Annotated in this window: 10 protein-coding genes; all 10 read left to right on the forward strand. The window is 37.9% G+C overall.

Features of this window, described 5'->3' with window-relative positions; genetic code table 11:
* The 10 genes from ligA to MHH51_RS07960 all read left to right on the forward strand — a co-directional run bounded on the left by ligA (position 1) and on the right by MHH51_RS07960 (position 14,041).
* Entirely contained in the window at positions 1-2,010 is a 2,010-nt protein-coding gene (gene ligA, locus MHH51_RS07915) for an NAD-dependent DNA ligase LigA (RefSeq protein WP_339285424.1), read from the forward strand.
* Between the two features lie 6 nt (positions 2,011-2,016).
* Positions 2,017-3,129 (forward strand): CamS family sex pheromone protein, encoded by a 1,113-nt coding sequence (locus MHH51_RS07920; RefSeq protein ID WP_339285425.1) that lies wholly within the window; start codon positions 2,017-2,019, stop codon positions 3,127-3,129.
* Positions 3,130-3,446: 317 nt separating this feature from the next.
* The gene (locus MHH51_RS07925) at positions 3,447-4,715 is read left to right on the forward strand and encodes a tetratricopeptide repeat protein (protein ID WP_339285426.1); all 1,269 of its coding nucleotides are present in this window, start codon (positions 3,447-3,449) and stop codon (positions 4,713-4,715) included.
* Between the two features lie 292 nt (positions 4,716-5,007).
* Positions 5,008-5,298: an Asp-tRNA(Asn)/Glu-tRNA(Gln) amidotransferase subunit GatC gene (gene gatC / locus MHH51_RS07930; protein ID WP_077603800.1), complete on the forward strand. Its 291-nt coding sequence runs from the start codon at positions 5,008-5,010 to the stop codon at positions 5,296-5,298.
* Positions 5,299-5,315: 17 nt separating this feature from the next.
* Positions 5,316-6,782, forward strand: coding sequence for an Asp-tRNA(Asn)/Glu-tRNA(Gln) amidotransferase subunit GatA (gene gatA, locus MHH51_RS07935; RefSeq protein WP_156987251.1), 1,467 nt, complete (start codon positions 5,316-5,318; stop codon positions 6,780-6,782).
* Complete coding sequence (gene gatB, locus MHH51_RS07940; RefSeq protein ID WP_147209756.1) at positions 6,782-8,212, forward strand: Asp-tRNA(Asn)/Glu-tRNA(Gln) amidotransferase subunit GatB; 1,431 nt, start codon at positions 6,782-6,784, stop codon at positions 8,210-8,212. Before gatA ends, gatB begins: the two co-directional genes overlap by 1 nt.
* A 504-nt stretch (positions 8,213-8,716) precedes the next feature.
* Entirely contained in the window at positions 8,717-9,631 is a 915-nt protein-coding gene (locus MHH51_RS07945; protein WP_147209755.1) for a diacylglycerol kinase, read from the forward strand.
* Between the two features lie 200 nt (positions 9,632-9,831).
* Positions 9,832-11,214: a 23S rRNA (uracil(1939)-C(5))-methyltransferase RlmD gene (rlmD, locus tag MHH51_RS07950; RefSeq protein WP_339285430.1), complete on the forward strand. Its 1,383-nt coding sequence runs from the start codon at positions 9,832-9,834 to the stop codon at positions 11,212-11,214.
* Between the two features lie 327 nt (positions 11,215-11,541).
* Positions 11,542-11,910 (forward strand): metalloregulator ArsR/SmtB family transcription factor, encoded by a 369-nt coding sequence (locus MHH51_RS07955; RefSeq protein ID WP_339285432.1) that lies wholly within the window; start codon positions 11,542-11,544, stop codon positions 11,908-11,910.
* Positions 11,903-14,041, forward strand: coding sequence for a heavy metal translocating P-type ATPase (locus MHH51_RS07960; RefSeq protein ID WP_339285434.1), 2,139 nt, complete (start codon positions 11,903-11,905; stop codon positions 14,039-14,041). The genes MHH51_RS07955 and MHH51_RS07960 overlap by 8 nt, the downstream gene beginning before the upstream one ends.
* Positions 14,042-14,059: the final 18 nt, after the last annotated feature.

Here is a 14,059-nt window from a genome sequence, read left to right on the forward strand (position 1 = left end):
ATGAATAAACAAGAAATAAAAGAACGTATGGACTCACTTGTAGAAGTACTTAACCAATATGGTTATTCCTATTATGTATTGGACAATCCGACTGTCCCTGACGCAGAATATGATAAGAAATTACGGGAACTTGAGGATTTAGAAAAAGAATATCCCGAATTTGCGAGAGAAGATTCTCCTACGCAGCGAATTGGCGGAGAGCCGCTCGATGCCTTTCGAAAGGTAACACATGAAACTCCGATGATGAGCTTAGGCAATGCTTTTAATGAACAGGATTTAAGAGACTTTGCCAGACGTGCTACAGAAGGAGTTTCCGGTGCTGTTACTTTTGTATGTGAACTGAAAATAGATGGTTTAGCCATTTCCCTGAAATTTCAGGATGGCAAGTTTGTTCTGGGCTCTACCAGAGGCGATGGGAGAGTCGGCGAGGATATTACGTCTAACCTGCGCACGATACGAAGTATCCCATTAAGCATTAACGAACCTGGGACCTTAGAAGTCCGCGGGGAAGCTTTTATGCCGCATAAGTCTTTTTTAGCACTCAATGAAGAGCGGGAAGAAAAGGGGGAAGAGCCTTTTGCCAATCCAAGAAATGCAGCTGCCGGATCATTGAGACAGCTGGACCCGAAAATAGCAGCTAAGCGTAATCTGGATATTTTTCTGTACGGGGTGGGCGAATGGGATAATAACGATATAACAAGTCATAGCGAAAGTTTAGAGGCTTTGCATCAGCTTGGATTTAAAACAAACAAAGAATGGAAAAAAGCTGAGAGTATTGAAGAGGTTTTGGAGTATGTTGCATACTGGACGGAGCATCGTAAGGATTTAAATTATGAAATAGACGGCATAGTTGTAAAAGTAGACAGCCTGGATCATCAGGATGAACTAGGGTTTACTGCAAAAAGTCCGCGCTGGGCGATTGCTTATAAATTCCCTGCAGAAGAAGTAATAACAACATTAAAGGATATTCAATTAAGCATCGGCAGAACCGGGGTCGTAACTCCTACTGCAATTCTGGAGCCGGTTCGCATAGCGGGATCCACTGTGCAGCGGGCATCCCTGCATAATGAAGATTTAATTCGTGAGCAGGATATTCGGATCGGTGATCAGGTTGTTATCAAAAAAGCAGGAGATATTATTCCAAAGGTTGTCCGTTCGATTATCGAACAGCGGACAGGTGAAGAAGAAGAATTTCATATGCCTGAGGAATGTCCTGCATGCGGCAATGAACTTGTCCGTCTGGAGGGAGAAGTAGCATTACGCTGTATCAATCCGAATTGTCCGGCACAATTGATGGAAGGTTTGATCCATTTTGTATCCAGGAATGCGATGAATATTGACGGTTTAGGGGAAAAGGTAATTATTCAGCTTTTCCATGAGGATTTGGTTCATACCATTGCGGATTTGTATCGGCTGCAAAAAGAAGATCTGTTGAATTTAGAACGGATGGGCGAGAAGTCTGTTGCCAATCTTTTGAATGCAATAGAAGCCTCAAAGGAAAATTCTTTGGAAAGATTACTGTTTGGACTTGGCATCCGTTTTATCGGTTCTAAAGCAGCACAGATATTAGCAATGGAATTTGAGACAATGGAGCATCTGCAAAAAGCAACCTTTGAAGAGATTGTAGCCATTGAAGAAATAGGGGATAAAATGGCAGATTCGATTGTCCGTTATTTTGAAGAAGAAAAAGTTATACAGCTATTGAAGGAATTAAGTGAGTTAGGTGTGAATATGACATATACCGGTCAGCGAAGATCAGAAATTGCAACAGATAGCTTATTCTCTGGAAAAACAGTTGTATTGACTGGTAAAATGGAACAGTATACCAGAAAAGAAGCGAAAGAGCTGATTGAATCCTTAGGTGGATCCGTGACAGGCAGTGTAAGTAAAAAAACAGATTTAGTTATTGCCGGAGCAGATGCCGGTTCAAAGCTGGAAAAAGCTGAAAAGCTGGGCGTAGAAGTATGGGGCGAAACAGAGTTAAAAGAAGCGGCTCAGGGAGAGGAGTGATTAGCTTTGAAAAAATGGATAGCATCCATTGCTGTAATAGCGCTGATCTTAAGCGGATGTACGCAGCAATCATCAGATGAGGAAGAGGTTGTACAGGATGACCCGGAACAGGAAGAAACCTCCATCGTGCCAAGCAATAGACTTTCTGGTGATAATTACCGAATGATTTTACCGTATAAACCGAGTGAAGCAAGAGGAGTTATAACAAGACAGGTAGCAAATCGTGTGGATATTGATGAGATGGAAGAAGGGCTGCGCCGTCTTTCAAAGGATTACTATAACCCAGATGATTATTACTTCCAAGAAGGACAATATTTTGACTCCAGTCGTGTTACGGATTGGATAGATCAGCTGAATCCGGAAGTAGAAAAAGGCTCAGATGAAAAAACATTCCGGGAAAATCCGCGTTATCTGACGCATGTATTAGAGCAGAATTATTTAAAGTCGACGGAAGGCGGTAACGCTAATTTGGAAGGAATTTCTATTGGACTTGCGATGAAATCTGTTTATGAATTTCAGACAGATACTGGCGAACCCTCTCAATATGAAGAAATTTCTGAGAGTGAGATGATGGAACAGGCGACAGAGATTGCACAGAGTATTGTCAATGATATACGTGAAAATGACGAAGAATTAAGTGATATTCCTATTATGATTGCTGTATATAGAGAAGAAGAAAAATCTTCTCCTGTACCGGGAAATTTTGTTGCTAAAACAAGTGTTGCCGGTGGAAGCAATTCCATGGATGGCTGGGATGATGTAGAGGAAGAGAATATTCTTTTCCCATCTGATGAAGGACAGGAAAAATATTATGATGACCAGGAGCGTGTAACAAATTTCGGAAATGAAATTCGGAAATTTTTCCCTAACTACGTCGGTATGGTAGGAGAAGGCTTCTATATAGATGGAGAGCTGCAGAAATTACGTATTGATGTGCCAATCGAATTTTATGGCAAGGGAGAAATTATTGGATTTACGCAATATGTGGATGGACTTATTGACGATATATTCCCGAACTATTATGACATAGAGATTAATATTACCTCCAGCCAGAAGACGGAAAGCCTGCTGTACCGTAATGCCGGTGAAGATGATATTCAGGTTCATATTTATGATTAAGAAGGATAAATCTTTTAAACTTTAGAAAATTTACTGTTATTAGCTGTTTTATCAGTTAGTGGCAGTGGATTTTCTTTTTTTGAGAAAATTTTTCGGGAAAATGAATGTTAATTAGAGTTTTTGATGCTTATTTTCCCAAATTGAAGAGGGGCAGAGTATGGTACAATAAATGTATAGAAATTATAAAAGTAGAGGGAATAAGTTAATAAAATAGCTTACAAACTAATTAAAAACATTTGAACTGATTTTCTTTATTTATGAAAAGAAGAAATAGGATAAGCTATAAAAGTTTAAAAAATCGTGGGGTGAGAGAAAATATGATAGCAATCGGGACATACATTAAAATTCAACGCACGAAGCAGAAAATGACTTTAGGGGAGCTGTCGGAGGGAATTGTTTCCTTATCCTATTTATCTAAGATTGAAAATCAAAAAACAGAACCTAATGAGGATATAATAAGGAAATTATGTCAACGTCTGAGTATTACAACGGATCATAGTCAGGATGAGGAAATAGGAGAACTATGTAGGAACTGGTATACAATGCTGGATGAGAGCAGCAACGAGCATGATATGGAAGCATCATATAGAGAAATTCAGGATCTGATGGATAAAAACTATTCTAATCACCTTATTATGTTCGAGATTCATAAAATTAAATATTTTTTATTAATTGACAGAAAGGATCTTGCTGCCAATAAAATTACCCAATTAAAAGAAGCTGTGAATACATTCAGCATCGAAGAACAATATTACTGGTATAAATTTAACGGCCGCTATAGTTACGCCTTGAAGAACTACTATCACTCCATGTATCAATACAAACGGGCAGAAAAGATTACAGAGAGTTACCGGTTGGATGAGGAGGCGGAAGCTGACCTGAAGTATTGTATTTCTATGACGCATTCCAGGTTAAGAAATTCTCTGGAAGCAATTGAATATGCGGACGAAGCTCTGGAAATGTATATGAAACAATATAATTTCTTACGTTGTGCACGTGCCCACAATATCTTAGGGATATGTTATAGTCATATTAAATTTTATGAAAAGGCTCTTAAGAATTTCACGCTCGGCTTACAGCTTGCACAAACAATCAATGATAAAAATATAATTCAAAAAATCTACCAGAATATTGGTTATCTATATGCGTCGAAAGGTGATTCAACAAAAGCAATTGAATACTATAAAAAGGTTCTGGGTAATCAAGAGGTGCACGGTAGTATTAAAGTAGAGGTAGCATCGTTACTTGTACGTGAATACTATCATTCAAATTATTATGATGAAGCTGAAGAATACATTGATTATGGATTAAGTGCATTTTATGATCTGAAGGATAAACAGCCATACGTAATATATAAATATATTTTACGGAGCTACAGCTATTTATTAGATGAACAATTAGAACAGTTCGAGCAGCTGTTGGTTAATGATCTCCTGCCGTTGTTAAAGAAACAAAAGGACTATGGTAATTTCATTCTCTACTCTGAATTTTTAGCGAAGCATTATGAAAGTAATAATAATTACAAAGATGCTGTACAGCATTATAGAGAAGCAAGCCAAGTTTACAAACATATTGCACATATTTAGTGCTGTTTTAATCCTTAAAACCAAGTTATTCTATGCTATTAATTGCACATATAGAATGATTTGGTTTTTTGTATTGAATGTATAAACTTGCCTTGTATGGGCTGGTTTTGCTATTATCAATAGTGTTAAATAAATTAACATTGTTTAATTATTATATAAAGTTAATTCTTATATTATGATATAATATTAATTTGTTGAACATTATAAATAACCCTGCAACCATGCTGGAATATAAGTGCTATTACGGTAGCATATTATAAATATAACTACTACAATTTTGGAGGTTAAACGAATGGCAGAGATTTCAAAAGAGCAAGTGAAGCACGTAGCTAATCTGGCACGCTTAGAATTTGATGATGAAGCCGTTGAGCAAATGGCGAACGAGCTGAGTGCAATCATTGAATATGCTGAACAGCTGAATGAGTTAGATACAGAGAATGTGAAGCCGACAACGCACGTATTGGATTTGAAAAATGTGATGCGTAAAGACGAACCTAAAAAATGGATTACACAAGAGGAAGCATTGAAGAATGCTCCAGATCAAAAAGATGGGCAGATCCGCGTGCCATCGATCTTAGAATAAAGGAGGGAATAGGATTCATGTCTTTGTTTGACTATACAATAAAAGAATTAGAAGCAAAATTACATAATCATGAGATTACTGTAGAAGATTTAGTAAAAGAGTCTTACGCACAAATTAAAAAAGTGGATGGAGATGTCCATGCATTCTTAACACTTGATGAAGAAAAAGCATTGGAAAAAGCGCGAGAATTGGACAAGTGCGAGGATAAATCCGGTATCTTATTCGGTATTCCGGCAGGTATTAAGGATAATATCGTAACGAAAGGGCTTCGTACTACCTGTGCAAGTCAGTTTTTAGATAACTTTACAGATCCGCTGTACAATGCAACCGTTGTTGACAAGCTGGATGCTGAAAATCCGGTTGCTGTCGGCAAATTAAATATGGATGAATTCGCAATGGGTTCTTCCAATGAAAATTCAGGATACGAACCGACTCGTAATCCATGGAATATAGATCATGTTCCCGGCGGTTCCAGTGGTGGATCAGCTGCAGCAGTAGCAGCAGGTGAAGTATTGTTTTCACTTGGTTCTGATACAGGCGGATCTATCCGTCAGCCGGCAGCATTCTGTGGAGTTGTAGGAATGAAGCCGACATATGGCCGTGTGTCTCGTTTTGGTCTTGTGGCATTCGCCTCTTCATTAGACCAGATTGGCCCGTTAACTCGTACAGTAGAGGATAATGCACGCGTGCTGGAAGTTATTGCTGGTCATGACAAAATGGATTCTACCAGTGCGGATGTAGATGTTCCGGCTTATACAGAAGCATTAACTGGTGACGTGAAAGGCTTAAAAATCGCTGTACCTAAGGAATACCTCGCAGAAGGTGTTTCTGAAGAAGTGAAGAATTCTGTGATGGAAGCATTAAAGGTCTATGAATCACTTGGTGCAACCTGGGAAGAGGTTTCTTTACCGCATTCTAAATATGCCTTGGCAACTTATTACCTACTATCATCCTCAGAAGCATCTGCGAACTTAGCACGTTTTGACGGCGTCCGCTATGGTGTTCGCTCAGAGAATGCAGAAAATATGCTGGATATGTTCGTGAAATCCCGCAGTGAAGGCTTTGGTGATGAAGTAAAACGCCGTATTATGCTTGGAACGTTTGCGCTTAGCTCCGGATACTACGATGCTTACTATAAAAAAGCGCAAAAGGTACGTACATTAATTAAAAATGATTTTGATAAAATTTTAGAAGAATATGATGTGATTGTTGGACCGACAACACCAACACCAGCGTTTAAAGTTGGAGAAAAAACAAGCGATCCTTTAACCATGTATGTGAATGATATCCTGACCATTCCTGTTAACTTAGCAGGTGTGCCTGGAATATCTATTCCATGCGGTTTCTCTGAAGAAGGGCTGCCGATCGGCTTGCAGATTATTGGAAACTATTTTGATGAAAGCACTGTTTATCGTGCTGCACACGCATTTGAACAAGCAACAGAACACCATAAAAAACGACCTCAACTGGGAGGTGCCAAGTAATGAATTTCGAAACAATTATTGGACTTGAGGTACACGTAGAACTAAAAACAGCATCAAAAATCTTCAGCCCGAGTACGAATGAATTTGGTTCAGCACCAAATACAAATGTGAATCCAATTGATTTGGGTTATCCCGGAACATTACCGGTGTTAAATGAAGAAGCGGTAAACTTTGCAATGAAGGCTGCAATGGCGCTCAATTGCGAGGTAGCAACTGATACAAAATTTGATCGTAAAAACTATTTCTATCCAGATAATCCGAAAGCCTATCAAATCTCGCAATTTGATCAGCCAATTGGTGAGCATGGCTGGATTGAAATTGAAGTAAATGGCAAGAAGAAAAAAATCGGCATCACCCGCCTGCATTTAGAAGAGGATGCAGGAAAACTGACACATGGGGAAGATGGCTATTCCTATGTCGACTACAATCGTCAGGGAACACCATTGATTGAAATTGTGTCTGAACCGGATATGCGTTCTCCGGAAGAAGCTTATGCATACTTGGAGAAGCTGAAAAATATTATTCAATATACAGGTGTATCTGATGTGAAGATGCAGGAAGGTTCTTTGCGCTGTGATGCCAATATTTCACTACGTCCAATCGGACAAGAAGAATTTGGTACAAAAGCAGAATTGAAAAACTTAAACTCCTTCTCCTTTGTACAAAAAGGATTAGAATTTGAAGAAAAACGCCAGGAAAAAGTACTATTATCCGGTGGAGAAATCCTGCAGGAAACACGCCGTTACGATGAAAAAACAAAAGAAACCATTCTTATGCGTATCAAAGAAGGATCTGATGACTATCGTTATTTCCCAGAACCGGATCTTGTTCCGCTGTATATTGATGAGGCATGGAAGGAACGAATCCGCAATGAAATTCCTGAGCTTCCAGATGCAAGAAGAGCCCGCTATGTGAGTGAGTTAGGTTTGTCTGAATATGATGCCAATGTTTTAACAGCGTCCAAGCAGATGTCTGATTTCTTTGAAGAAGCAGTAGGCTATGGAGCTGATGTGAAACAAGTATCCAACTGGTTAATGGGAGAAGTTTCCGCATATATGAATAAACATTATAAAGAAATTGAAGAGCTGGCCATTACACCAGATGCTCTGGCGAAAATGGTTAAACTGATTGAGGATGGTACAATCTCATCTAAAATTGCGAAGAAGGTATTCGCCGAACTGGTTGAAAATGGCGGAGATCCGGAAAAAATTGTTGAAGAAAAAGGTCTGGTTCAAATCTCTGATCCAGAGCAATTAAAACAGATTGTAAATGAAATTCTTGATCAAAATGAACAATCTATTATTGATTTCAAGGATGGAAAGAAAAAAGCAAAAGGCTTCCTGGTAGGGCAAATTATGAAAGCAACAAAAGGCCAGGCGAACCCGCCGCTTGTAAATCAGATTCTTGCAGCCGAGCTAGAGAAAAGATAAGCTCTCTTGATAAAAAAGCAAAAAGAATAGGTAATACCTAACAGATGGGCTGTCGCAGAAATTAGATGTGGCAGCCTATCCAATGGGAAAAAGATGAAAAAATCATTAGCAGCCATTGTAGAAAACAGTTTCGTTTTATCGAAGCCTGTTATTTTTTGTTCATTTTGCTTTTCAAACATATAAAAAAGGGCTATGATATGGATTAGGTGAGTTTGTTTAATAGGGAAGCATATAGTATGGTTTCAGAGATTTTTTCTGGAGACTTAAATATATGAATAACTTTATCTAACATCATAAAAGCGATCACCTCACTGGAATTTATTTTTATATGTGAGGTTTCATTTTATAAGCTTTTTACAATGTATTATATATTTTTTAGCTAAGTTCTATGCAATGTATGTAACAAAGTAAAAACCTCTCAATAATCGAGGTTCACTTTAATTTATACGTGTCTGACAAAATCCAAATTACAATATCGACTGGACCGTATGGGGAGGAAAGAACATGAAAAAGGCCCGAATCATTTATAACCCAACTTCGGGACGCGAAGCTGTCAAAAAAGAATTGCCAAATATCTTGGAAAAGCTGGAAAGAGCGGGGTATGAGACATCAGCACATGCAACGACCTGTGAGGGAGATGCAACTGCTGCAGCAAAAACGGCTGTGGAAAGAGGCTATGATTTAATTGTTGCTGCCGGTGGTGACGGTACTATTAATGAAATCATTCACGGAATGGCAGAACAGGAGCATCGGCCAAAGCTGGCAATCTTACCTGCCGGAACTACAAACGATTTTGCCAGAGCGCTCAGTATTCCTAAGGATATCGGTAAAGCAGCTGACATTATTTTGGAAGGTAATTCGATGAAATTAGATATTGGAAAAGTGAATGAGCATTATTTTATCAATATTGCTGGAGGCGGGAAGCTGACAGAATTAACATATGATGTGCCCAGTAAATTAAAAACAATGATAGGCCAATTGGCATATTATATGAAAGGTATTGAAATGCTCCCTTCCTTAAAAGCGGCCAGGGTAAAGATTGAATATGATGATCAGGTGCTGGAAGAGGATATTATGCTTTTTCTAATTTCTAATACGAATTCCGTCGGCGGTTTTGAAAAGCTTGCTCCTGATGCGCGTTTAAATGACGGGTATTTTGATGTTCTGATTTTAAAGAAAACAAATCTGGCAGAGTTTATTCAAATTGCTACACTCGCACTTCGGGGAGAGCATTTAAAAAGTAAGAATATTATCTATACACAGGCAAAGCGTGTTAAGGTTACCAATGAGGAAAAAATGCAACTGAACATTGATGGAGAATATGGCGGCCTGCTTCCTGGAGAATTTATTAATCTACAGGAGCATATTGAGTTCATGGTTCCAGCTGAATTTATTGAACACCAGGAAGATTTGAAATAATTTTGAAAGCCTCTGAACATGACATTGTTTTGGAGGCTTTTATTATGCGTATGTAGTTTTTTCTGGAAAAGCACGGAACAAGATAAAACTGCCATTCCTTACGTCAAGAAAGCCTAATAAATGAGGGCAGTTGTTGTTCTCTAAACGGGTATGATAAAATAAGGTATTAAAATCGATTACGAAAATAGAGGAAGATAAAAATGGCGAAATCACCAGGAAATACTCCTGTCCAAAAAAATGAACAATTAACTATTACGATTGAGGATATGACCCATGAAGGAAGCGGGGTAGGAAAAGTAGACGGTTACCCTTTATTTATTCCTAAGACCCTGCCGGGAGAAGAAGCAGTGATCAAAGTAGTCAAAGTAAATAAAAACTATGGCTTCGGGAAGCTGTTAGAATTGAAGAAAACAAGCCCTGAACGTGTAGAGCCGACCTGCCATGTCTATTGCGGAGGATGTCAGCTTCAGCATATGAGCTACTCTCTTCAATTGCAGATGAAGCAGAATCAGGTCCATAACGTGATGAAAAAAGTAGCACATCTGGAGCATGTTCTTATTTCTCCGATTATTGGTATGGATGACCCTTCTCATTATCGAAACAAGATTCAAATCCCTGTGGATGAAAAAAACGGTGAATTAATTACAGGCTACTACCAGAAAAGAAGCCACCGAATTTTACAAAATCAAGATACCTGCCATGTTCACAGTCATGCAATGAATGAGGTCCTTCCATTTGTTCGTCATTTAATGAATAAATATGGTATCAAAGCTTATGATGAAAAAACGCATCGCGGCGAATTGCGCCATATTATGATTCGGACAGGTCATTTCACAGGAGAAATGATGGTTGTCTTTGTAACTCGTACAGCAAAGCTGCCCGCAAAAGAACAAATTATTGAAGAATTGACAGAAAAATTCCCTTTTATCAGTTCGATCATGCAGAATATTAATGATCAGCGTACGAATGTTATTTTAGGGAAAAAGACGAAAGTGCTATGGGGAGCAGCCTACATTCATGATACAATAGGCGACCTTACCTTTGCGATTTCTCCGAAGTCATTTTATCAGGTCAATCCGGTTCAGACAAAAGTGCTTTATGATAAAGCTTTGGAATATGCCAATATTGATGAAAATGATGTTGTAATTGATGCATATTGCGGGATAGGAACAATTTCTCTTTTCCTTGCTCAAAAAGCTAAAAAAGTCTACGGAATTGAAGTTGTTCCAGAAGCCATTGAAGATGCAAAGAAAAATGCAGAGCGCAACGGAATAGATAATGCTGAATTTACAGTAGGACGGGCTGAAAAGGTGATGCCTAAGTGGAAGAAGGAAGGGCTGAAACCGGATGTGATTGTCGTTGATCCTCCAAGAAAAGGCTGTGATCCTGAGTTTCTGGATGCAATGATTGCAATGGAACCGAAGCGAATTGTTTATGTTTCTTGTAATCCTTCGACGTTAGCTAGGGATTTAAGGATTTTGGAGGATGGCGGTTTTGAGACGAAGGAAGTGCAGCCGGTGGATATGTTTCCGAATACGGGGCACGTGGAGGTTATAGTTTCGATACAACGGAAAATTACGTAGAACTCCTTCGTTTCAATGCGTTCCGCAAAAATTACCGATTTGTGCCAGATGGTCAAAATGGCGCAAAAAAGTGCTAAAACACCATGTTGTCATTTCAGTGGGAATCAATCTGGTATATGGAGACACAACAAAATAAAAATTCCATAATAAGCAAGTTTAAAATTTTAGGCGTTCAAATAATTGAACGTCTATTTTTTTGTATTAATTGTAAAAAATGAGCTTTTGTTCAGCTAATCCCCTTTCTTATTCAAATATATACTTGAATATATAAAGGAAATAAGATAACCTATAATCAAATAAATATTTGAATGAAACGGAGTGATAAAATTGGCTAAAAAAGACATATGTGAAGTTTATTGTTATGACGAGGAAAAAGTCAATCGTATACAAGAAGAATTACTAAAAGAAGATTTATCTTACGTTTCCCAATTATTCAAAGTACTTGCAGATGAAAATCGAACAAAAATTTCCTATGCGTTATGTATAGATGATGAGTTGTGTGTATGTGATATAGCAAATATCATTGGTTCTACTGTAGCAACTGCCTCCCATCATTTAAGGACGCTTCATAAACAAAAAATTGTGAAGTATCGTAAAGAAGGAAAACTTGCTTTTTACTCATTGGATGATGAACATATTAAGCAATTAATATCAATTACATTAGTTCACCAAAAAGAGGTAAAAGCAAATGTCTGAATCATTAAGCAAAGAAGAAATGAAAGCTTATCGTGTACAAGGATTTAGTTGTGCAGGTTGTGCAAAAACTTTTGAAAATAACGTAAAGAAATTACAAGGTGTGGAAGATGCTGAAGTAAATTTTGGAGCATCAAAAGTTTTTGTGAAAGGGAAGATAACCATTGAGGAGCTAGAAAAAGCAGGATCATTTGAAAATTTAAAGGTGCGAGATGAAAAAGAACAAAAGGTAGTTCATGAACCTTTTTGGAAACAAAAAGAAAATATAAAGGTCTACATTTCAGCAATATTGCTTTTAGTTAGTTGGTTTTTAGGAAAACAATTAGGAGAAGAACACTTTCTTCCGACTATTTGGTATGCACTATCTATTTTAATTGGCGGCTACACGCTCTTTATTAAAGGTCTTAGAAATCTTAGTAGACTACAATTCGATATGAATACGCTTATGACTATCGCGATTATCGGTGCAGCCATCATTGGTGAATGGATGGAAGGAGCGACAGTTGTTATCCTTTTTGCTATTAGTGAAGCATTGGAACGTTATTCTATGGATAAAGCCCGTCAATCCATCGAGTCATTAATGGATATTGCACCAAAAGAAGCTTTAATTCGTCGAGGCAATGAAGAAATGAGTATCCAGGTGGATGATATTCAAGTTGGTGACATTATGATTGTAAAGTCTGGTCAAAAATTAGCAATGGATGGCACAGTGTTGAAAGGAACATCCACCTTAAATCAAGCTGCCATTACAGGTGAAAGTGTTCCAGTTACAAAAACGGTAAACGACGAAGTATTTGCTGGAACTTTAAATGAAGAAGGTATGCTTGAAGTTAGAGTAACCAAAAGAGTGGAAGATACCACACTTTCCAAAATCATTCATCTTGTAGAAGAAGCCCAAGCAGAACGCGCACCTTCTCAGGCATTTGTAGATAAGTTTGCCAAATATTATACTCCCACTATCGTAATTTTAGCTATGTTAATAGCTATTATTCCACCATTGATTGTTGGTGACTGGAATACATGGGTTTATCAAGGTTTAGCTGTTCTCGTAGTTGGTTGCCCTTGTGCTCTCGTTGTTTCTACTCCAGTCGCCGTAGTTACTGCTATAGGAAACGCTGCAAAAAATGGTGTACTAATTAAGGGCGGTGTCTATTTAGAAGAGACTGGAAGCCTTAAAGTCATTGCTTTTGATAAAACAGGAACCTTAACAAAAGGGATTCCCGTTGTGACAGACATTGTAACGTATAGTGGAAATGAAGATGAATTAATGACGATTACAGCAGCAATTGAAAAAGGATCACAACACCCTCTTGCTTCCGCTATTATAAGAAAAGCAGAGGAAAAGAGATTACATTTCAATGATGTATCTATGGAAGAATTTCAATCTATAACAGGAAAAGGCGTCAAAGCACAGATAAATAATAAAATATATTATGTTGGAAGCCCAAGTCTTTTTGAAGAACTGCACAATCAAATAAGAAGTGATCAAAAAGAAAAAATTATCCATTTACAAACTGCAGGAAAAACGGTTATGGTTTTAGGGACGCAATCAGAAATTCTTGCATTTATTGCTGTAGCAGATGAAATAAGGGAAACATCCAAAGAAGTTATCAATCAACTAAATCATCTTGGAATAGAAACAGTCATGTTGACAGGTGATAATCGACGAACTGCAAAAGCTATTGGACAACAAGTAGGGGTTGTCGATGTTGAAGCTGATTTACTGCCAGAAGATAAGTTGACTTTTATTAAAGAACTTCGAAGAGAACATAAAAATGTCGCCATGGTTGGTGACGGTGTGAATGACGCTCCAGCACTGGCAGCTTCTACAGTTGGGATAGCTATGGGTGGTGTAGGAACTGATACAGCATTAGAAACAGCAGATATTGCTCTTATGTCTGATGATTTAAATAAGCTGCCTTATACTGTTCAATTAAGTCGAAAAGCATTGACCATTATCAAGCAGAATATTACTTTTTCTTTGGGAATTAAAGCTCTTGCATTATTGTTAGTTGTACCTGGTTGGTTAACATTATGGATAGCGATATTCGCAGATATGGGAGCTACATTACTTGTAACATTAAACAGTTTACGATTACTGAGGATAAAAGATAAAAAATCAAATTTAAATTAAATACATCTATATTCATAT

The sequence above is a fragment of the Oceanobacillus sp. FSL K6-3682 genome (assembly GCF_037976165.1).
In the GTDB taxonomy this organism is placed as follows: domain Bacteria; phylum Bacillota; class Bacilli; order Bacillales; family Amphibacillaceae; genus Oceanobacillus; species Oceanobacillus sojae.